Here is a 20,389-nt window from a genome sequence, read left to right as displayed (position 1 = left end):
GCCCCACACCTCCTCAACGAAGAGAAAGCAATCACATGCGCAAGAAGATCGTCGCCGGCCTCAGCCTGGCGCTCATCGCGGGCCTCGCCCTCAGCGGTTGCTCGGCACGCGGCTCGTCCGACGACGCCGGCAGCACCAGCACCATCAAGAAGGGCGACCTCATCGGCGTCGCCCTGCCCGCCAAGACCTCGCAGAACTGGGTCCTCGCCGGTGCGGCGTTCAAGAAGTCGATCGAGGAAGCCGGATTCAAAGCCGACATCCAGTACGCGAAGGCAGACGGCCCCGTCCCGGACCAGCAGGGTCAGATCGCGACCATGATCACCAAGGGCGCCAAGGCCGTCATCATCGGCGCGGCCGATGGTTCGCAGCTGACCGCGCAGGTCAAGTCGGCCAAGGCTTCTGGTGCTGTCGTCATCGCCTGGGACCGCAACATCCTGAACACGAAGAACGTCGACTACTACGTGGCGTTCAACAACTTCAAGGTCGGTCAGCTCCAGGCCGAGGCGCTACTCAAGGGCCTCGAGGAGAAGAAGGGCGACAAGCCGTACAACGTCGAGCTCTTCGCCGGTTCGCCGGACGACGCCAACGCCACCGTGTTCTTCAACGGTGCGATGGACGTCCTCCAGCCGAAGATCGACGACGGCACCATCAAGGTCGTCTCCGGTCAGACCACGTTCCAGAAGGTCGTCACGCAGGGCTGGCTCGCACAGAAGGCCCAGTCGCGCATGACCGACCTGCTCGCGCAGTACTACACGGGTGACACCGAGCTCGACGGCGTCCTGTCGCCGAACGACACCCTCGCCCGTGCGATCCTCACCGCGACCAAGGCCGCCGGCAAGGACAACCCCGTCGTGACCGGGCAGGACTCGGAGACCGCGTCGATCCCGCTCATCATGCAGGGCACGCAGTACTCGACGATCTTCAAGGACACCACGAAGGAAGCCCAGGCTGCCGTCGACCTCGTCTCCACCCTGTCGAAGGGCGACAAGCCCGAGACCAAGATGGACAAGACGAACAACTACAACGGTGTGAAGACGGTCCCCGCGATCGAGCTCGCACCGGTCCTCGTCACGAAGGACAACGCGGTCGAGGCCTACAAGGGCAACGACACCCTCGAGGACCTGGCAAAAGCAGGTCAGTAGCTCCTAACCGAGAGCAAGCCCACCTCGATCGAGGTGGGCTTGCTCTCGTTGAGGGGGGGTACGCGATCGGTCGGCCGAATCGTGGACTGCGCAGCGGCTCGTACCGGTCTACTTTTGCCCCAGATGAGTTCTCATCGAAAGATCAAAGGGGATCGACATGAAGTTGATGATTAAACTCGCGGCCGTTGCCGTAGCGACGGGGGCCATCCTGACGGTGGGTGCCATCCCGGCGCAAGCCGTCGGGACGAGTGCGCAGACGTGCCCTGGCGGCTCTGCGGTCGGGCACTCGTCCACGAACGGCGGCGCAGACACGAACGCCGTGAACTGCCGGGGGGCACTCCGGGTCGAAGTTCGGCAGTTCTACACGGTGACCGGGGGGAAGACGTACCCCACGGCTTGGAAGCGCAGCAGCAACTACGTGTTGACCGTGAAGCAAGCCAATCCTGGTTACCCGGTCTTCAAGTCCGAGCACCGTTGGGTGCCGAGCGTGACCGGAGCGGGCGGCGCGCCGGGCATCTTCGGCCTCTGATGCGGAACTGAGGCTGGATCACGGTGGCCCTCGCCCTTCTGGCGGGGGTCGCCGCATGTCCCGGGACGGCGCGGGAGGTTGTGCCCTGGCGCGAGAACCCGAGGAAGCGCAGCAAGGAACGAGAACGGCCGTCTGCTGGAGGGGCAGGAGCGGCCGTCGGGACTGCTGACGGTCGGACGGGAGGCGCGTGGCGGGCCCGCCACGCGCCTCCCGTCCCTCAGTCGCCCCGGTGGGCGCGGTACGCGCTTAGCCGCTCGACGGCCGCTCGCAACCGCGGGACGTCGGTGCGTGCCGTCTCGACCAGGACGGCGTCCGACACCGCCGCGCCTCCGACGGTCACCTGGTCGCCGATGTGGGCGAGCCGCGCCCAGAGGATGTCCGGCTCCGTCGCCGTCACCGCGGCGGGCAGGGAACCCACCGCGGCACCGATCTCGACCAGCCGCATCCGGACGGCGTCAACGAGCATGGCATCGGGTGCCGAGTCCTCGTGCACGTACCGGTCGATCGCAGCGCAGGAGTGCAGCACTCGTCGAGACAGCGGTCCGTGTCGGGCGTCACGGCGACACGGCTCCGGCGGACCGTTCGGGCCCGACGTCCGACGCGTCCGAGACCGTCACGTCGACGCCGAGCAGTCGTTCGACGTCGTCCTGGATCCGCATCAGGGTGAAGTGGCCGCGCCCGGTCCGCGCCCGCGTCCGTCAGGGGTGGGCCGCGCGCAACCGGCGCGCGGCGTCGGCGAGGTGCGGGACGTCGGTGCGGGCGGTGCCGAACACCAGCGCACGCGTCGTGTCGAAGTACCGCCGGGTCAGCCGCTCCCCCAGGTCGGACACGCGCGACCACGGGATGCCGGGCTCGCTCGCGGTGACCCCGGCGGGGAGCACCCGGACCGCCTCACCGATCTCGACCAGGCGCATCCGGACCGCGTCGTGCACAAGGTCCTCGGGCACCCGCTCGTCGTCGATGTAGCGCCGGATCGCCTCGCACGCCCGGATGACGTCGTCGAGGCGGTCGGCCACGGCACGGCGGATGCCGGGCTGCGCACTCACAGCGGCACCGCGGTCCGGACGACCCCGGGGCGCATGCCCGCGGCGTCGACGACGTCGACGCGGACTCCGAGCAACCGTTCGGCGGCGTCCTGGATGCGCATCAGTGCGAAGATGCCGAGCCCCGCGTCGACGTCGACCATCAGGTCGACGTCACTGTCCGGGCCGTCCTCACCCCGCGCGACGCTGCCGAAGATCCGGGGGTTCCGCCCGCCGAACCGCTGCACGATCTCGAGGAGGTCCTGCCGGGCCGCGACCACGCGCTCGAGGAGCGGCGGGGGCTCCTCGACCGGCTGCAGGTCGATCGTCGTCGTGAAGCCCGCCGCACGGAGCATCCGCTGCAGGGCCGCGAGGGACGGTTCGCGCCGACCGTTCTCGTACGTGCTGATGACGCTCTGCGTGACGCCGGCGCGCTGGGCGAGCTGGACCTGGGTCAGTTCGGCGCGTTCACGGGCATCGCGGATGAGCACCGCGGCCGACAGCGGCGGGGCGGACCGTGGGGGAACAGCGGACATGCTGCAACGATACACAGCATCCAACATTTCGTCCGCCGCCGGAGCGGCATACGCTCAGCGCGGGTCGGAGACGTCCGCCCGGTGGAAGTTCTGCGCCGAGCGGGACGCGGTCGGGCCACGCTGGCCCTGGTAGCGGGACTGGTACTCGGCGGAACCGTAGGGCTTCTCAGCCGGGCTCGACAGCTGGAAGAAGCACAGCTGTCCGATCTTCATCCCCGGCCACAGCTTGATGGGCAGCGTCGCGACGTTCGACAGCTCGAGCGTCACGTGCCCGGAGAACCCGGGGTCGATGAAGCCCGCGGTCGAGTGGGTCAGGAGGCCGAGGCGACCGAGCGAGCTCTTGCCCTCGAGCCGAGCGGCGATGTCGTCGGGCAGCGTCACGACCTCGAACGTGGAGCCGAGGACGAACTCGCCCGGGTGCAGCACGAACGCCTCGTCCGGGTCGGTCTCGACCAGGCGGGTCAGGTCGGGCTGGTCCACCGCGGGGTCGATGTGCGGGTACTTGTGGTTGTCGAACAGCCGGAAGAACTTGTCGAGCCGGACGTCGATGCTCGACGGCTGGACGAGCGAGGCGTCGTACGGGTCGAGGCCGATCCGGCCTTCGGCGAGCTGGGCGGTGATGTCGCGGTCGGAGAGCAGCACGGACGAAGCCTAGCGGCAGCGCGCGTCGCGCCGGTATGCTGCCAGGCTGCCCACCACCCGGGCGGGCGGCGTTCGGAGCAGTGATGACCACGTACACCGTCGACGAGATCACGGTGCCCGCCGCCATGGACGACGACCCGGCGACCGTCGCGACCTTCGCCGAGTGGCTCGCGGTGTCCGACGGCGCCGAAGCCGCCGTGCACGGGCTGCACGAGTTGGCCTGGACGCCGGAGGAGTACCTGCCGCTGTGCCGAGAGCCGGGTGCCCCGAGCCGGCTCGTCGTCGCCCGCGACGACCGCGGCACCGTGGTCGGTGCGGGCTCGTACGACACGAAGCAGGAGCCCGGCACCACCAACTGCTGGCTGTCGGTCGGCGTCGTCCCCGAGCACCAGCGCCGCGGTGTCGGGACGCTGCTCGCCGACCACCTGGAGTCGATGGCCCGCGCCGACGGCCGCACGCAGTGGAAGACGTACGCCGTCTCACGGCAGGTCGGGCCCGCGTCCGGTCCCGGGTACGTGCAGGCCCCGACGGGGTTCGGCGCCGTCCCGGAGGACGAGGCCGGGGTACGGTTCCTGACCGCCCGCGGCTGGCACTTCGGCCAGGTGAACCGGATCAGCCGGCTCCCGCTGCCCGCCGACGCATCCGTGGTGCGCGGACTGCACGAGCGGGCGTCTGCTGCCGCCGGGTCGGAGTACCGCGTGCACGCCTGGACCGGTCGGACGCCGGAGCAGTGGCTCGACGGCATCGCCCTGCTCGAGACCCGGATGAGCACCGACGCGCCCGCCGGGGACATGGAGGAGCCCGAGGACGTCTGGACCGCCGAACGACTCCGGGAGCACGAGGACGAGCTCGCCCGGGCACCGCGCACCCTGCTCACCGTGGCCGTCGAGCACCTGCCGACCACCAGCCTGGCCGGTTTCACGCAGCTGTCCGTGCCGGACGACCCCGCACGGCCGGCACAGCAGTGGGACACCCTGGTGCTCCGCGAGCACCGCGGCCACCGGCTCGGCTGGCTGCTCAAGGTCGTCGGGATCCAGGAGCTCGAGCGGCGGTTCCCGGGGCGTCCCTCGGTCATCACGTTCAACGCGGAGGAGAACCGCCACATGCTCGACGTGAACGAGGCAGTGGGGTTCGTCGGCGTCGGCTGCGAGGGCATCTGGGAACGGCGGGTCTGAGCGCGCATCCGAGGGGCCGCCGTCCAGCCGACACGCCTACGATTGGACGGTCATGACCGTCACGTCACCCGAAACCCAGCCCACGGGGTCAGCGCCGGACGCCGCCCCCACCACCGGGCGCTCGTCCACCGTCGCGACGGTCCTCGTCATCGCGATCCCGCTGGCCGTCGCGTGCTCGATCCTCGGGCTGACGATCACCGGTGCCTTCAGCGCGAGCCAGCAGCTGGTGTCCGCCGGCGAGGTCGTCGAGTACGGCCTGCCGATCGCCCGCGTCGTGCACGACACGATGGCGGCGCTGACCATCGGGCTCCTCATCGTCGCCGCCTTCGCGCTGCCCGCGCAGAAGAAGGACCACGGCGCCCTGTCCAGCGTGCAGCACCGTGCGACCCGGTGGGCCGCGGCGACCGGCGCCGTCTGGTTCCTGGCCGCCGCGGTGAGCATCGTCCTGACCGGCGCGAACACCCTCGGTGTCCCGCTCACCAGCCCGGTGTTCGCCCGCAACTTCATGCTCTTCGCGTTCCAGGTCGAGATCGGCCAGGCGCTCGTGGTGTCGGCAGCCGCGATCCTCGTCGCCACGGTGGTGGCCGCCTTCGCCACCCGGGTGACGACCCTGGCGTTCGCCACCGTGATCGGCCTGTTCGCCCTGCTCCCCCTGGCCCTGTCCGGTCACGCCGCCGGGTCGCTCGAGCACGCGAACGCGGTGAACTCGCTCGCGATCCACCTGGTCGGGGTGTGCGTGTGGGCCGGTGGCCTGGTCGCCGTGGTCCTGCTCCGCACCCGCACCAAGGGCGCGACCGGACGCGTGATCGCCCGGTACTCGACGCTCGCCGGCTGGTCGTTCGGGGCCGTGGCGTTCTCCGGCATCGTCAACGCGTCGCTGCGTCTGACCGGCCCGCTCGACCTGTTCACGACCACGTACGGCTGGCTCATCACCGTCAAGGCGCTCATCCTCGTGCTGCTCGGCGTCGCGGGGATCGTGCAGCGCCGGAAGCTCGTGCCCGGGCTCCTCCGCGCGCCGCTCGACCGCCGCCTGTTCACCCGGTTCGCGCTGGCCGAGATCGTGTTCATGGCCGTGGCCATCGGCGTCTCGGTCGCCGTGTCCCGCTCGCAGCCGCCGATCCCGCAGACCCCGGCGACGGGCGAGGACACCCGCTCCGGCCTGATCGGGTTCCCGTTCCCGCCGGCACAGACCACGCAGACCTACCTGACCCAGTGGCACATCGACTGGGTGTGGCTCGGCCTGGCCGTCGTCGGGGCCGTCTGGTACCTGCTGGCGGTGCGCAAGCTCCGGAAGCGCGGCGACGCCTGGCCCGTCGGGCGCACCATCGCCTGGCTGATCGGCTGCGCCCTGTTCATCTGGACCACGTCGGCCGGCCCCGCCGTGTACGGCATGATCCACTTCTCGTCGCACATGCTCCAGCACATGCTGCTGATGATGTTCGTCCCGCTGCCGCTCGTGCTCGGTGGCCCGGTGCTGCTCGCGCTCCGCACCCTGCCGGTCCGGAACGACGGCTCACGCGGCGCCCGCGAGTGGCTCATGCTCTTCGTGCACTCCCGCTGGATGCAGTTCCTCGGCAAGCCCGCCGTCGCGGGGATCATCTTCGCCGGGTCCCTCGTGGTGTTCTACTTCACGCCGGCGTACCAGGCCGCGATGCAGTCGCACGAGTGGCACGTCGCGATGATCATCCACTTCGTCCTGAGCGGCTACCTGTTCTTCTGGGTCTTCGTCGGCGTCGATCCGGGCCCCCAGCGCCCGCCGTACCCGATGCTCATCATCACCCTGCTGGCCACCCTGGCGTTCCACGCGTTCTTCGGCGTCGCGGTCATGACGTCGCAGTCGGTGTTCGCGATCGACTGGTTCCACGCGCTGGGCCAGACGAACGACGCCGCACTGCTCGACGACCAGCACACCGGCGGCGGCATCGCCTGGGGCGCTTCGGAGCTCCCGATGGTGTTCGTGGCCCTGCTCGTCGTCCGGAATTGGATGCGCTCGGACAAGCGCGACGCGAAGCGCCTCGACCGCAAGGCCGACCGCGACGGTGACGCCGACCTCAAGGCGTACAACGAGCGCCTGGCGGCGATGAGCAAGCGGGACTGACCCGCAGCACCGGTCACACGGCGGGCGTTGCCCCGGTCAGTCCCCGTGGACGATGCAGACCGCGTCCAGGTCCATCGCGGCCTCGAGCGCGGCCGAGATCCCCGATTCCCCGTCGGGTCCGGCGGGGGTCACGGTGTCGACCCACCACAGCGGTGTCGCCAGGGTCGGGGCGTCCGGCAGGATCCGCTCGACCTCGTCGAAGGAGTCCACCCGGCGCACGCCGAGCACGGTGATCACCGGGTGGGTGGCGTCACGGCAGACCTGCATCATCGGGCCGTCGTCGAGCGCCCGGACACCCCAGGTCTCGTCGTGCAGCAGGAGCGCCTCCGCCACCTCGCGCGTCTCCACCGGCTGGCGGCAGAGGATGGTGACGTCACGCGGCACCCTGACCGCCCACCATCCGGTCGTCGCGGACGTGGCCGTCGAGCGTGCCCTCGTCGTGCGCGGGGTCGAGCGGTGCGCCACCGACCAGCTGCAGGAAGCGGTCCTCGTCGATGCGGTCGAGGAACGACTCGAGCGCTTCCCAGCCGTCCTCGAAGCGGACGATCATGCCGCCGTCGTCAGCGGCGTCGGCATCCGGGCGGGCGGCCGAGCCGGCTGCGAAGGTCGCGGTCGTGGTGCGCGGTGGCGGCCAGACGCCGTCGCGGTCCAGGAAGCCGGCGGCCTCGGGCCCCACGACGACGGCGAGCGGCGACGGTTCGCCGTGCGAGACGGCCCGCACCAGGTGGTCCGCGTCGCCGCGGCGCTGCATGACGACGCCGAACACGGGGACGACCTGGTCGGCGACCCGCTGCACGGCGTCGAACATCCGGTTCGCCAGGCCCGGGTCGGTGTTCTCCTCGGGCACGGTGAGCACGGCGGACATCGTCTCGACGACGACCCCGCCGACCAGGTGCGCGGTCATCGTCGCGGAGAACCCCTCGCCGACGGCGTACGAGGTCGAGATGCCGGGTGCCTCGTGCTTCGCGTACTGCGTGACGACCCAGCGGTCCCACGGCACGGTGAGCGGTTCGGCGGTGCCCCACCGGGTCGGGCAGGTGCCGACGGTGTGGCACAGCGCCTCGATCGCGGAGCCCATGTCGACCGCACGGCCGGGGTGGTGGCGGAGGGTCAGGTCGATGCTGATCTGTCGCACCGAGTCGGCCGAGACGGGGTGCTCGGGCGACGGGGTGCCCACGAGTTCGGGGCCGCGGTGCACGAAGTCCTCGATGTCGGAGGCGGCGACGCCGGTCCGGCCGTCACGCAGCGTGCCGTCGAAGTCGGACACCGCCCACGCGGCGCCGTACGCGCCGAGCGCGTGCCGGAGCGCCGGGGTGATCGCCGCGGCCCGGCCGGTGCGGAGCACGACCGTCCGTCCGGCGTCCGCCGACCGACGGAGCAGCGAGGCGAGCGCGTCCGTCAGCCACACGACGGGCGAGGCGGACTCGACCACGATCGCCGAGCCGACCACGTCGTCGATGAGGGGATGCCTGACCATCCGGGTCCTCCTCGGTTCGGGGCTGGAACTCCCTGGACGGTACACACGGGGGCGACACCTGTCCGTCAGGCGCCCACCCTCACAGCGGAGACTCGGGAGGCGCGACACGCGCCGGCGAGACGGCGTACGGTGCGCGGTCGGCTGGCTTCCAGGCGAGAATCCGCTAGGCTTGCCGAGTCCCGTTCTGCGGGGCGCGCGAGTGTAGTTCAATGGTAGAACTCCAGCTTCCCAAGCTGGTAGCGCGGGTTCGATTCCCGTCACTCGCTCTGTCGGACGTACGCTCGCCGCTTGTCCTCCTCCTCCGGTTCCCCCGAACACGCCGCACCCGTGGTCGTCATCGGTGCCGGGGTCGTCGGCGCCGCGACCGCGTACGCCCTCACCGCCCGCGGCGAGCGCGTCCTGCTCGTGGAACAGCACGCTCGCGGCCACCACCTCGGTTCCTCGCACGGTGCGACCCGGATCTTCCGGCAGGGCTACGCCGACCCCGAGTACGTCGCGCTGACCACGCGGGCACTGGCGCTGTGGGAAGCGCTCGAGGCCGCTGCCGGGGAAGAGCTCATCGTCCGCACGGGTGCCGTCGACCACGGCCGGCCCGAGGTCGTCGACGCGATCGCCGCGGCCCTCGCCGACGCGGACATCCCCCACGAGTCGCTCACACCGGAGCAGGCGGCAGCACGTTGGCCCGGCATCGCGTTCGAGGGGAACGTGCTGACCCACGCGTCGGCCGGACGCATCCGCTCCGACCGGACGATCGAGGTGTTCCTCACGCTGGCCGAAGCGACCGGTCTCGCCGACCTGCGGTTCGACACCCGGGTCACCGGGCTCGAGGACCACGGTGACGACGTCACCGTGACGCTGTCCGACGGCAGCGCGGTCCGCACCGCGTCCGTGGTGGCCGCGGTGGGCTCGTGGGCCCCCACGCTGGTCGGCGAGCTGCTCGCCGGACGCGGGGCGGGCCTCCCGGCCATCCGCGTCACCCAGGAGCAGCCGGCCCACTTCCCCAGCCACCTGCCGGACGCGGCCTGGCCGAGCTTCGTGCACTGGGCCGACGGCGACGACGTGTACGGGCTGCTGACGCCGGGCGAGGGCGTCAAGGTCGGGTTCCACGGCACCGGGCCGGTCGTCGACCCGGACCACCGGGACTTCGTGCCCGTGCCGGCCGAGGCCGAGCGGCTGCAGGCGTACGTCGCGCGGTACGTGCCGGGGGTCGACGCGACGAAGCCTGAGTTCATCAGCTGCCTGTACGACAACTCCCCCGACGAGGACTTCGTCATCGACCGGGTCGGGCCGCTGACCGTGGCGACGGGGTTCTCCGGGCACGGCTTCAAGTTCGCGCCGCTGCTCGGCGAGATGCTCGCGGACCTCGCCATGGGCGGCGTGCCGCATCCGCGCTTCGCCCTGCCGGAGTCGGTGCCCGCGCCCTGACGCCAGCGCGCGGTCGTTCGCGAGACGCCGTCGTTGTTCGTTCGACGCCGTCATGTCGTCGAGACGCCGCCGAATCCGGAGGCGTCTCGAGGACAACGAGGCGTCCTGCGCGCACACCGGCGTCTCACACCCGCGCACACGCCGGCGTGTTCTGCACACGCCGGCGTCTCGCGACCGGCCGCTACGGTGGGAGCCGTGCGCATCATCGTGGCTCCGGACTCGTTCAAGGGCACCGCGACGGCGGCGTCGATCGCTGCGGCGGTCCGTGCCGGCTGGCTGACCGAACGCCCCGACGACGACGTGGTGCTCGTCCCGATGGCCGACGGCGGCGAGGGCACGCTCGACGCTTTCGAGACCGCCGTCCCCGGAGCCGTCCGGGTCCCCGTCACCGTCACCGGGCCGGCCGGCACGCCGGTCGACACCCACTGGCTCCGGCTGCCCGACGGCCGCGCGGTGGTGGAGCTCGCCGCGACGAGCGGCCTCCCCCTGCTCGACGCACCGATGCCGGACACGGCGACGAGCCGCGGGTTCGGCGAGGCGATCGCCGCCGCGCTCGACGCCGGTGCCACGGGGCTCGTGCTCGGCATCGGGGGCAGCGCGTCCACCGACGGCGGGCGACCGGTGCTCGAGGCGCTCGGACTCGACAGCGAAGGAGCCGCCACCGACGGCCTCCGAGCACTCCCCCCGCTCGGCGTCACCGTGCTCACCGACGTGACCTCTCCGCTGCTCGGTCCGACCGGTGCCGCCGCCGTCTTCGGCCCGCAGAAGGGCATCACGCCCGACCGTGTGGGGTCCTTCGACGACCGGCTCGCCACCTGGGCCGCGCGGTTCCCCGACGTCGACCCGGACACCCCGGGCGCCGGAGCCGCCGGCGGTGTCGGGTTCGGCCTGCTGGTGTGGGGCGCCACGCTCGCCGGTGGGGCCGCGGCCGTCGCCGAGGTCCTCGGGCTGCCGGCGCTGCTCGAGGGGTCCGACGTGAACGGGGCCGGTGGAGCGAACGGGGCCGACGTCGTGATCAGCGGCGAAGGGCGCTTCGACGGGCAGAGCGCAGTCGGCAAGGTGCCCTCGGTGGTCCGCGACCTGACCGCGGCGCACGCTCCCGGTGCCCGCTCGATGCTCGTCGCCGGCGCGATCGAGGCCCCGCTCGACGACTACGGGGCCGCGGCGTCACTCACCGTGCTCGCGACGCAGACCACCGGCGAACCCGACGACGCCCTCGCCGACCCGCTGCGCTTCGCCACGATCGCCGGGCAGCGGCTGGCCCGGCTCGCCTGAGCGAGCAGAACGCCGCGACGCGCCCGTCCGCGGGCACAGGGGTGTCCTGGTTGTACCTCCCACCCGGCCGCGGCTGCGCGCACACTGGTTCCGGGCCGGAACCGGCCCGCAACGCACCACCCCCACGAGGAGATCATTGCGCACCGTCAACGCGTACGCGGCACCGTCAGCGACCGAGCCGCTCGTCAAGACCACCATCACCCGTCGGGACGTCGGCCCGGACGACGTCGCGATCGACATCGCCTACGCCGGCATCTGCCACTCGGACATCCACACCGTCCGCGGTGAGTGGGGCCCCATCCAGTACCCGCAGGTCGTCGGCCACGAGATCGTCGGCCACGTGACCGAGGTCGGCGAGAACGTCACCAAGCACAAGGTCGGCGACCGCGTCGGCGTCGGCTGCATGGTGAACTCGTGCGGCGAGTGCGAGAACTGCGTCGCCGGCCAGGAGCAGTACTGCCTCAAGGGCAACATCGGCACCTACGCCAGCGTCGACCCGGCCGACGGCTCGATCACCCAGGGCGGCTACTCGCAGGCCGTCGTGGTGAACGAGGACTTCGTCCTCCGTGTCCCCGAGTCGCTCGACATCGAGAAGGTCGCGCCGCTGCTCTGCGCCGGCATCACGACCTACTCGCCGCTGCACCACTGGAACGCCGGCCCCGGCACCAAGGTCGCCGTCGTCGGCATGGGCGGGCTCGGTCACATGGCCGTCAAGATCGCCGTCGCGCTCGGCGCCGAGGTCACCGTCCTGTCGCAGACCACCTCCAAGCAGGAGGACTCGCTCCGCTACGGCGCGAAGGCCCACTACGCGACGAAGGACCCGGAGACGTTCGAGAAGCTCGCGAACTCCTTCGAGCTGATCATCAACACCGTCTCGGCGAAGATCCCGATGGGTTCCTACCTCGGCCTGCTCAAGGTCGACGGCACGCTCGTCAACGTGGGTGCTCCGTCCGAGCCGCTCGAGGTGCCGGCCTTCGCGCTCATCCCGCGTCGGCTCAGCTGGGCGGGTTCCGCCATCGGCGGCATCCAGGAGACCCAGGAGATGCTCGACTTCTGCGCCGAGCACGGGATCCTCCCGGAGACCGAGCTCATCAGCGCCGACCAGATCAACGAGGCCTACGAGCGCGTGCTGTCCTCGGACGTCCGCTACCGCTTCGTGATCGACACGGCCACGCTGGCGTAGTCGTCACCACCTGACAGACGGAAGGCCCGTTGCCGGCTGGCAACGGGCCTCCTGTCTGTCATCTCGGTTCCGTCAGCCGACCTCGTCACCGGACGGCAGCGCGCCGCACCAGTCGACGGAGCCCGCGTCGATGCTCGCCTCGAGCGCGCCGGAGGCCGCGTCGACGATGCTCACGAGCTCGCCGGTCGCCGACTTCGTCGCGACCGCGACGAACTGACTGTTCGGGGACGGGCAGACCGCGGTGACGCTCGCGTCGTCCGGGATCGTCACGGGCAGCCGGGAGGCCCGTCCCCCGTCCACGCGCACGATCCGTGCCGCGATGGTGCCGTCCGACCGCACGTCCCCCAGCACCCGCAGGTACGTGTCGTCGGACAGCTGGGCGATGCGGCCGAGGACGGCCGCATCGGTGCTCGCGGCGGGCGCCTGCAGCGCCGACTTCGACCCGTCGGTCAGGTCCAGCCGCTCGATGCCGGTGCCCGTCTCGACGACGGCGGTGGTGCCGGTGCCGACGAAGCCGTGCAGGTAGGTGGCGCTGCCGAGCCGGACCGGGTCGGCACGCCCGCTCATGTCGACGAGCACCAGGTCGTCGCTGCCCGTCCGGACCAGCGCGCTCTCGGTCCGCGGCACGTAGGCCCACTGCCCGACCGTCATCGGCACGGCGCCCGTCTTCGGCTTGCCGTTCGCCGCGATCGCCGTGGGCATGTGGGTGCCCGTCATGTCGACCACGTACAGGCCGGTGTTCCGGGACTGCCCGGTCGAGGTGTCGGCGTACTCGAACCCGAACGAGGCACCGTCGTCGGCGACGTGGAGCGCCGTGACGCGACCCTCGGAGGTCGGCAGGGTGAGGTGTTCGACGGGGGCGTCGGCGTCCTGCACGCCACCGCTCAGCGCCACGATGTCCACGGACGAGCTGGCGTCCGTGCCGCTCACGACGACCAGGGAACGGCCGAGCCGGGCGTACTCGGAGATCGCGGTGCCCTCGTAGACGGTGGTGGCGCCGCCCGCGTCGAGGGATCGCCGGACGATGCGGTCCTTCGCCCCGGCCTGCCCCGGCACGAGTGCGAGCACGTCGGTGCTGCCGGTGCGGATCGCCGCCGTCAGGTCGGACGTGGCACGCTGCCCGGGTGCCCGCACGCCCGCGACCGTCACGGTGTACTCGCGGTCGTACGCCAGGGGTCCGGCGAACTCGACGGCGATGGTGTTGCCGCTCGAGGTCACGGTGTGCGCCGCAGCCGGGCTGACCCGGACATCGGCGGCGGCGACCTTCTGCAGCGCCTGGTTCGCGGTCAGGATCACCCGCTGGGCCGGACGGGTGACGAGGCCGGTCGCGTCGTAGGACACGTCGCGGAGCCGCGGGCCCTGCTGCGAGCCGACGACCGCGGCGAGCGCGGCGACCACGGCGAGGACCACCACGACGGCGACGTACCGGCGGTGGAAGCGGTGTGCGACGGGGCGGCGCTCAGAACTCATACGGGTCCTCGGGCTGCGCGATGTCGGTGATCTTCGCGGCCTTGACGACGATGCGGGCGTCGGCGGACTGGTCCGGGTTGGCGGCCAGGGCTCCGCGGACGGTGACCCACTGCCCCTCGTCGGGGACGGCCCCGGTGCCATCGCCGGTCACGACGCCGAGGCCGACCGGTTGCGCGTCCACGGCGCAGCAGCTGATCACGAAGCGGGTGAGGGTGAAGGACCCGTCGTCGCCCGGCACCACGAAGCCCGTCAGTTCGACCTGCTTGCCGACCAGGGCCGTGGTGTCCGTGGTCTGCCGGATCAGCGCGGCCCAGTCCTTGACGCCGTACTCCGAGGTGTCGACACCCTCGCTGCCGAGCAGCTGCACCGCGGACTCCGAGCCGGTGGCGTTGGACAGGGTCGCGGAGTCCACGCTCCGCTGCTGGGCGGTGCGGGCGGACAGCGTCGTCGGCGGCAGGACGAGCATCGCGACGGTGACACCGATCGTGACGACGGCGGCGGCTCCGCCGAGGGCGAGGCGGACGGCGCGACGGCGGCCTCCCGTCCGCTGCTGCTGGTGCAGGTCGAGGTCGTCCTCGTCGTCGCCGTGCGTGTGGCCGTACCCGCGCGCGATGGCCACCAGTCCGGCGATCGACGCGGGCACCCCGACGGCGGCGAGCACAACCGTGAACACCGAGTAGCGCGGGTTGATGTACAGGTCGAGGTGCCCGACCAGCGCGAGCCACAGCGTGCAGAGGGCGGCGGCCAACACCGACCCGAGACCCAGGTACGCGGCCGCGTTGCTGCGTGCATCAGACGAGGACATTCATCACCAACCCGACGGCTCCGGCGAACAGGACGCACACGACGGACAGCAGCACCAGGAAGCGGACCCGGAACGTCGTGCGCAGCAGGGCGATCATCTTGACGTCGATGATCGGCCCGATGATCAGGAAGGCCGTGATCGACCCGGGCAGGAACGTCGACGCGAAGGACAGCGCGAAGAAGGCGTCGACGTTCGAGCAGAGCGACACCGTCATCGCCAGCAGCATCATCGCCGCGACGGACAGCACCGGGTTCGAGCCGACGGCCACCAGGGTCGAGCGGGGCACCGCGACCTGGATCGCCGCGGCGAGGCCGGCACCGACGAACAGCGCCGGCATCATCGTCGCCGTCTCGCCGCCGAACTGCGCGGCGCTCTGCCGCCAGCGGTGCAGGCCGCGAGGCGTTCCGACGGCCGCACGGCACCGGGCCTCGAAGGCGGGGAGCAGCAGGTCGGCCGGACGGCGGTGCGCGGCGACGATCCAGCCGACGAGGTTCGCGATGACGAACCCGCCGACGATGCGCACCGGCAGGATCCACCCGGACCAGCCGAACGCCTGCGCGGTGCTGATGATGACGAGCGGGTTGAGGATCGGGGCCGCGACGAGGAACGTGACGGCCTCGGCCGGCGTGAACCCGCGCATCATCAGGCCACGGGCGAGCGGGACGTTGCCGCACTCGCACACCGGGAACAGCATGCCGATCAGGGAGATCACGGCGCGACGGCCGAAGGCGTTCTGCGGCAGGACCTTCTCGAGCGCGCCGACCGGCACCCAGACCTCGACGACGATCGACAGCACGATGCCGAGCACCACGAACGGCAGGGACTCGACGACCACGCTGATCGCCAGTGTGAGGAAGTCCTGCACGACGTCCGGCAGCCCGGTCGACCCGATGCTCGGGGAGAACAGCCGGATGCCCAGCAGGACGACGACGGCGAGCAGCACCAGGCCGGGGCCGGTGAGGCTCCGGGTGCGCTGCGGCGGCCGCGTGGTCGTCGTCACCGGGACAGGATAGGTGACGCCTCCTGCCCGGGGCTGCGCACGGGGCGGCTCAACCCGCGGTGACGCCGTCCAGGTGCCGGTCGAGCACGTCGATCGCCCAGTCGCCGGACTCCCCCGGAGCCAGTCGGACGACCTGCATCGCGAGCCCGTCCAGGAGCGCGTGGAGCCGGCAGGCCTCGTACTCCCGGTCGTCCGCCGGTACCCCGAGCAGCCCGAGGACCTCCTCGCACCACGTCCGCATCGCCGCGACGGTCCGGTCGAGCGTCGGCCGGAGCCCGACGTCGGTGAGCGCGGCGTTGCCGAGTGCCAGGTAGACCTCGAGCTCGATGACCCGCTCCTCGTCGAGGGGCAGCAGCTCGAGCACGATCCGGCGTGCGCGCCGGGCGGGCGTCAGGTCAGCGGGGATGGCGTCGATGCGCTCGCGGATCCGGTCGAACACGAGCGTGATGGTGTGCTCGCGGACGCTCGCCTGGGTCGGGAACGTGTAGCGGACCGTGCTCGGCGGCAGCCCCGCCTCGGCGGCGACGTTCCGCACGCTCAACGCTCCGAGCCCGTCGCGCACGAGGACCCGGCACGCCGCCTCGGACACGGTGCGGCGCCGTTCGTCGACGTCCATGCTCCTGGCCACGACGCCATACTCGCACAGTCGTACGAACTCGTGCTACCGTCGAGTTCGTTGTCGCACAGTCGTACGACAACGAGAACGAACGACTCCCGCAGGAAAGGACATCGTCATGGCATGGGCAATCCTCGTGCTCAGCGGCGTGCTCGAGGCCGTCTGGGCCACCGCCCTCAGCGCCTCGAACGGCTTCAAGAAGGTCGTCCCCACGATCGTGTTCGTCGCCGGGATGGCGCTGAGCATGGTGGGGCTGGCCTTCGCGATGAAGAGCATCCCCGTCGGCACCGCCTACGCCGTCTGGGTCGGCATCGGGGCGTCCCTGACCGTGGTCGTCGCGATCCTCCGCCGACAGGAGGCCGCGTCCTTCGCCCGCCTCGCCCTGGTCTTCGGCCTGGTGGCGTGCGTCATCGGCCTCAAGGTGGTGAGCTGACGTGGCCTGGATCGTCCTGTTCGTCAGCGCCGCGCTCGAGACCGTCTGGGCGACCGCACTCGGGGAGAGCGACGGCTTCACCGAGCTCCGCCCGACGATCGTGTTCGCCGTCACGATCGTGATCAGCCTGGTCGCGTTCGGCTACGTCCTCAAGCACATCCCGATCAGCACGGCGTACGCGGTGTGGACCGGTACCGGCGCCGCCCTCACCGTGCTCTGGGGCATGGCCACCGGCGCGGAGCCCGTCACCGTCCTGCGCCTGCTGTTCATCGCCGGCATCGTCGGGTGCGTCGTCGGCCTCAAGCTCGTGCCGGCCCGCCCCGTCGCCGACCTCACGCGCTGAGCGACAGCTCACGCACCAGCGACCCCGTGAGGTGTCGCTGACCCCGTGAGGCGAGTGCGGTCCGAGAACTCGCGCCGAGACGGACGGGAGGCCCGGTGCCAGCTGGCACCGGGCCTCCCGTCCGATCTGGGGTCGCGCCCACCGCATGGTGAGCAGCAATGGTCGGGTCACCTCGCGGGACCCGACCGTTCCTGCTCACGAAGCGAGCGCTGGGAGCGCTGGGAGCGTCAGACGGACGCGCCCGTCCACTCGTCCTCGGCGGCGACGTGGTCGCTGCCGACCGTGCCGGCCGCCATCGCGGCAGCAGCACGCGCCGCGTGCGACGGCGGGTCCGACGGGACATCGGCGGGGCGACCCTCGTCGTTCAGCTTGCGCAGCTCCGGCACGATGTCCGTGGCCAGGATGTCGATCTGCTCGAGCACCGTCTTGAGCGGCAGACCGGCGTGGTCGATGAGGAACAGCTGGCGCTGGTAGTGGCCGACGTGGTCCTTCATCGCGGCGTACCGGTCGATGACCTGCTGCGGCGAACCGACGGTGAGCGGGGTCTGGGCGGTGAAGTCCTCCATCGAGGGGCCGTGGCCGTAGACCGGGGCGTTGTCGAAGTAGGGCCGGAACTCGTTGATCGCGTCCTGCGAGTTCTTCCGCGCGAAGAACTGCCCACCGAGCCCGACGATCGCCTGGTCGGCACGGCCGTGCCCGTAGTGCTCGAAGCGCTGGCGATACAGGCCGACCATCTGCTCGGTGTGCTGGATCGGCCAGAAGATGTTGTTGTGGAAGAAGCCGTCACCGTAGTAGGCCGCCTGCTCGGCGATCTCCGGCGTGCGGATCGAGCCGTGCCAGACGAACGGCGGGACACCGTCGAGCGGACGCGGGGTCGAGGTGAAGCCCTGCAGCGGCGTGCGGAACTTGCCCTGCCAGTTGACGACGTCGTTCTCCCAGAGCTGGCGGACGAGCGCGTAGTTCTCGATCGCCAGGTTGACGCCCTGGCGGATGTCCTGGCCGAACCACGGGTAGACGGGACCGGTGTTGCCGCGGCCCATCATGAGGTCCATGCGACCGTCGGACACGACCTGGAGCATCGCGTACTCCTCCGCGATGCGCACCGGGTCGTTCGTGGTGATCAGGGTCGTCGACGTGGACAGCGTGATGTCCTTCGTCTTCGCCGCCAGGTAGGCGAGCAGCGTGGTCGGTGACGAGGCCACGAACGGCGGGTTGTGGTGCTCACCGGTCGCGAAGACGTCGAGGCCGGCCTGGTCGGCGTGCTCGGCGATCGTCAGGATGTCGCGGACGCGCTGGGTGTCGTCCGGCGTGGTGCCGGTCGTGGGGTCGGTCGTGACGTCACTGACCGTGAAGATGCCGAACTGCATGATACGCCGCCTTTCGCGATATCGATGCGTTTGCATCGACTTGCTGGGTACAACGTAGCGCACGGCGTGGCATTCCCGCCAGGCTCGCGCCCGTCGGACGGGCGACCTGGAGGCCCGGCTCGACTCCCCGGGTCAGCGGGCGGTCGGCAGCGTGGCCGGCTCAGGGGGCGAGCGTCGCCGGGTCGGTGCGCGCGGCGTGGTGCATCCCGTCGAGGAACCACACGACCGTCACGACCGCCAGGACGCTCGCGCTGGACGCCAACCGCCCCGCCACCAGGATCGCGGCGTGGTCGTACGCGCCGTCACCGGTCAGGCCGACCACGAGCGCCGCGACACCGATCACCAGCGTGAGCCCGGTCGCGACGAGGAGCACGACACTCACCACCCGCCGCGGCCCGCGCCGACCGTCACGGTCGCCCCGGAGCCCGCGGTCGACGCGGGGTCCGACCGCGCGGACGATCCCGAGCCAGAACATCGCGATCGCGCACGCGCCGATGATGTCGCTGACCCGGTGCCAGCCGTAGACCACGGTCTGGTTCGCCACGAAGACCGCGTACCCGACGCCGACGATGGTCACCAGCGGGCGGAACCGACGAGGCGTGACCATCAGGACCGCGAACAGCGCCGCCAGTGCGATCGTCGCGTGCCCGGACGGGAACGAGTTCGGCGTCGTCGACTGAGCGATCTCAGGGCGCACGGCGATACGCTTGACGAGCGTCGAGGTGGCCGCCGACGCGAGCACCACGACCCCCGCGCCGAGTCCCACCGAGAGCCGCCGTCTGGCGAACGCCACGGCGACGATCACGACGACGAGCAACAGGATCACCGGCACCGAGATGACGTTGAGCGCAGTGTCCGAGCTGAACAGGTCGGACTCCCGGACCCCGCCGAGCGCGGCGTCCTCCGCTTTCTGACCGACCGGGGTCAGCACCGCGACCCCGTAGACGAGAGGCACGATCACGAACCCCAGAGCCGCCAGCGCAGCCCACCGCCCCCGCCGCGAGACCCACGGTCCGCGCGACTCGGATGCACTGCGCTCGGGTGTCAAGGTCACCGGGCTGGTCCTCCTCGGAGTGGTCGTCGTCGGGCTCGTCGCACGACTGGCGGCGGCGCTGCGATTGGGTCGGTCGGGGTCCGACACGATACCGTTGGAGCACCGGCCGGAGGCTGGGAACCGCACCCCCGTCGGCCGTGCACTGCGCGCTGACACGAGGGGATCGCTGATCCCCGCCGGGCCGTCGCACCACGCGGGACCGACGCACGTCGCGTCGGCAGTGTACGAGGAGGAAACCGAAGTGGCCATCAAGGAACCGGGCATCATCGCCTCGCCGAACCGGGGTCTCGCACTCACGGCCGGCGGCGTCCTCGCACTCTGGGGCGTCCTGGGCTTCTTCTTCGCCGCCGACGGCGACCCGGGCTTCTTCAACCGCCAGGGCGGCATGCTGTGGAACGCGTTCGGCGTCAACCCGGCGCTCTGCCTGGTGTGGGTGCTGCTCGCCGCGGTGCTGCTCATCACCGGCCTCGGCAACACCGTCGGATCGCGCAACGGCAACCTGCTCGTCGGCGTCCTGCTCGTCCTCTTCGCGGTGTACGGCTTCGTCTTCGTCGACACCTCGGCCAACGTCTTCGCGCTGAACACCACGGACAACGTGTTCCACGCGATCGTCGGTGTGCTCCTGCTGCTCACCGCGCTCGGCGCCGACAAGGAGAACCTCCGCGCACTGCGTGCGGCGCGCGCCTGACGCTCCCGCTCGACTGCACTCCCGACGCCCGTCTGCCGCTCCGGCAGGCGGGCGTCGTCGTGTGCGGGGGGAGTTTCGGCGGGGTGGTCCGGCGGCGGTGGTCCGGCGG

The 20,389-nt window shown here is 71.3% G+C and carries 22 protein-coding genes and 1 tRNA gene; 11 read left to right on the top strand and 12 right to left on the bottom strand.

What is annotated here, in order from left to right; all coding sequences use genetic code 11:
• The first annotated feature begins 35 nt into the window (after positions 1–35).
• Together DEJ05_RS16300 and DEJ05_RS16295 are read left to right on the top strand one after the other, a co-directional pair.
• Positions 36–1,142, top strand: coding sequence for a sugar-binding protein (locus DEJ05_RS16300; RefSeq protein ID WP_111029683.1), 1,107 nt, complete (start codon positions 36–38; stop codon positions 1,140–1,142).
• A gap of 157 nt (positions 1,143–1,299) precedes the next feature.
• The gene (locus tag DEJ05_RS16295) at positions 1,300–1,671 is read left to right on the top strand and encodes a hypothetical protein (protein WP_111029682.1); all 372 of its coding nucleotides are present in this window, start codon (positions 1,300–1,302) and stop codon (positions 1,669–1,671) included.
• A 217-nt stretch (positions 1,672–1,888) separates the two neighbouring features.
• Here the strand turns inward: DEJ05_RS16295 and DEJ05_RS16290 are convergent, their stop codons facing one another.
• The 4 genes from DEJ05_RS16290 to dcd form a co-directional block, all read right to left on the bottom strand.
• A complete protein-coding gene (locus DEJ05_RS16290) occupies positions 1,889–2,197 on the bottom strand; it encodes a DUF86 domain-containing protein (protein WP_111029681.1) in 309 nt (102 codons plus the stop codon).
• A 172-nt stretch (positions 2,198–2,369) separates the two neighbouring features.
• On the bottom strand, positions 2,370–2,717 hold the full coding sequence (locus DEJ05_RS16285) for a DUF86 domain-containing protein (protein WP_111029680.1): 348 nt from the start codon (positions 2,715–2,717) through the stop codon (positions 2,370–2,372).
• On the bottom strand, positions 2,714–3,229 hold the full coding sequence (locus tag DEJ05_RS16280) for a helix-turn-helix domain-containing protein (protein ID WP_111029679.1): 516 nt from the start codon (positions 3,227–3,229) through the stop codon (positions 2,714–2,716). The genes DEJ05_RS16285 and DEJ05_RS16280 overlap by 4 nt, the downstream gene beginning before the upstream one ends.
• 54 nt (positions 3,230–3,283) lie before the next feature.
• The gene (gene dcd / locus DEJ05_RS16275) at positions 3,284–3,871 is read right to left on the bottom strand and encodes a dCTP deaminase (RefSeq protein WP_027464935.1); all 588 of its coding nucleotides are present in this window, start codon (positions 3,869–3,871) and stop codon (positions 3,284–3,286) included.
• A gap of 83 nt (positions 3,872–3,954) precedes the next feature.
• On the opposite strand from dcd, the gene DEJ05_RS16270 reads away from it, so the two are divergent.
• Positions 3,955–5,046: a GNAT family N-acetyltransferase gene (locus DEJ05_RS16270; protein ID WP_181433157.1), complete on the top strand. Its 1,092-nt coding sequence runs from the start codon at positions 3,955–3,957 to the stop codon at positions 5,044–5,046.
• A 52-nt stretch (positions 5,047–5,098) separates the two neighbouring features.
• A complete protein-coding gene (locus DEJ05_RS16265) occupies positions 5,099–7,144 on the top strand; it encodes a cytochrome c oxidase assembly protein (protein ID WP_111029677.1) in 2,046 nt (681 codons plus the stop codon).
• Positions 7,145–7,180: 36 nt separating this feature from the next.
• Here the strand turns inward: DEJ05_RS16265 and DEJ05_RS16260 are convergent, their stop codons facing one another.
• Positions 7,181–7,492: a hypothetical protein gene (locus DEJ05_RS16260; protein ID WP_146243392.1), complete on the bottom strand. Its 312-nt coding sequence runs from the start codon at positions 7,490–7,492 to the stop codon at positions 7,181–7,183.
• A 25-nt stretch (positions 7,493–7,517) separates the two neighbouring features.
• Positions 7,518–8,621 carry a DUF6177 family protein gene (locus DEJ05_RS16255; protein ID WP_111029676.1) on the bottom strand — a complete coding sequence of 368 codons (1,104 nt, stop codon included), beginning with the start codon at positions 8,619–8,621 and terminating at the stop codon, positions 7,518–7,520.
• Between the two features lie 195 nt (positions 8,622–8,816).
• Here DEJ05_RS16255 and DEJ05_RS16250 point away from each other — a divergent pair.
• The 4 genes from DEJ05_RS16250 to DEJ05_RS16235 all read left to right on the top strand — a co-directional run bounded on the left by DEJ05_RS16250 (position 8,817) and on the right by DEJ05_RS16235 (position 12,504).
• Positions 8,817–8,887 (top strand) — tRNA-Gly (locus tag DEJ05_RS16250).
• Positions 8,888–8,909: 22 nt separating this feature from the next.
• A complete protein-coding gene (locus DEJ05_RS16245; RefSeq protein WP_258376177.1) occupies positions 8,910–10,046 on the top strand; it encodes an FAD-dependent oxidoreductase in 1,137 nt (378 codons plus the stop codon).
• Positions 10,047–10,241: 195 nt separating this feature from the next.
• Positions 10,242–11,321, top strand: a complete 1,080-nt coding sequence (locus tag DEJ05_RS16240) for a glycerate kinase (RefSeq protein WP_111111093.1) — start codon at positions 10,242–10,244, stop codon at positions 11,319–11,321.
• Between the two features lie 136 nt (positions 11,322–11,457).
• Entirely contained in the window at positions 11,458–12,504 is a 1,047-nt protein-coding gene (locus tag DEJ05_RS16235; RefSeq protein WP_111046223.1) for an NAD(P)-dependent alcohol dehydrogenase, read from the top strand.
• A gap of 72 nt (positions 12,505–12,576) precedes the next feature.
• Here the strand turns inward: DEJ05_RS16235 and DEJ05_RS16230 are convergent, their stop codons facing one another.
• The 4 genes from DEJ05_RS16230 to DEJ05_RS16215 are packed head-to-tail and all read right to left on the bottom strand — an operon-like array spanning position 12,577 to position 16,407.
• Positions 12,577–13,974: a hypothetical protein gene (locus DEJ05_RS16230; protein WP_111111091.1), complete on the bottom strand. Its 1,398-nt coding sequence runs from the start codon at positions 13,972–13,974 to the stop codon at positions 12,577–12,579.
• Positions 13,964–14,779, bottom strand: coding sequence for a TIGR03943 family putative permease subunit (locus DEJ05_RS16225; RefSeq protein ID WP_111111089.1), 816 nt, complete (start codon positions 14,777–14,779; stop codon positions 13,964–13,966). Before DEJ05_RS16225 ends, DEJ05_RS16230 begins: the two co-directional genes overlap by 11 nt.
• Entirely contained in the window at positions 14,766–15,779 is a 1,014-nt protein-coding gene (locus tag DEJ05_RS16220; RefSeq protein WP_111029671.1) for a permease, read from the bottom strand. The genes DEJ05_RS16225 and DEJ05_RS16220 overlap by 14 nt, the downstream gene beginning before the upstream one ends.
• A 49-nt stretch (positions 15,780–15,828) precedes the next feature.
• A complete protein-coding gene (locus tag DEJ05_RS16215) occupies positions 15,829–16,407 on the bottom strand; it encodes a TetR/AcrR family transcriptional regulator (protein ID WP_239001393.1) in 579 nt (192 codons plus the stop codon).
• 106 nt (positions 16,408–16,513) lie between these two features.
• Between DEJ05_RS16215 and DEJ05_RS16210 the strand changes: the two genes are divergently transcribed.
• On the top strand, positions 16,514–16,828 hold the full coding sequence (locus DEJ05_RS16210; RefSeq protein ID WP_027464946.1) for a multidrug efflux SMR transporter: 315 nt from the start codon (positions 16,514–16,516) through the stop codon (positions 16,826–16,828).
• A 1-nt stretch (position 16,829) separates the two neighbouring features.
• On the top strand, positions 16,830–17,171 hold the full coding sequence (locus DEJ05_RS16205; RefSeq protein WP_111039385.1) for a multidrug efflux SMR transporter: 342 nt from the start codon (positions 16,830–16,832) through the stop codon (positions 17,169–17,171).
• 227 nt (positions 17,172–17,398) lie between these two features.
• Here the strand turns inward: DEJ05_RS16205 and DEJ05_RS16200 are convergent, their stop codons facing one another.
• Together DEJ05_RS16200 and DEJ05_RS16195 are read right to left on the bottom strand one after the other, a co-directional pair.
• A complete protein-coding gene (locus tag DEJ05_RS16200; RefSeq protein WP_027464948.1) occupies positions 17,399–18,538 on the bottom strand; it encodes a CE1758 family FMN-dependent luciferase-like monooxygenase in 1,140 nt (379 codons plus the stop codon).
• Positions 18,539–18,698: 160 nt separating this feature from the next.
• A complete protein-coding gene (locus DEJ05_RS16195) occupies positions 18,699–19,592 on the bottom strand; it encodes a phosphatase PAP2 family protein (RefSeq protein ID WP_181440751.1) in 894 nt (297 codons plus the stop codon).
• Between the two features lie 241 nt (positions 19,593–19,833).
• Here DEJ05_RS16195 and DEJ05_RS18210 point away from each other — a divergent pair, with 241 nt between their 5' ends.
• Positions 19,834–20,280 carry a DUF4383 domain-containing protein gene (locus tag DEJ05_RS18210; RefSeq protein WP_171907796.1) on the top strand — a complete coding sequence of 149 codons (447 nt, stop codon included), beginning with the start codon at positions 19,834–19,836 and terminating at the stop codon, positions 20,278–20,280.
• The last annotated feature ends 109 nt before the right edge of the window (positions 20,281–20,389 follow it).

It is taken from the genome of Curtobacterium sp. MCLR17_045, assembly GCF_003234405.1.
Lineage (GTDB): Bacteria > Actinomycetota > Actinomycetes > Actinomycetales > Microbacteriaceae > Curtobacterium > Curtobacterium flaccumfaciens.
This window is presented reverse-complemented; position numbering and strand designations above follow the sequence as displayed.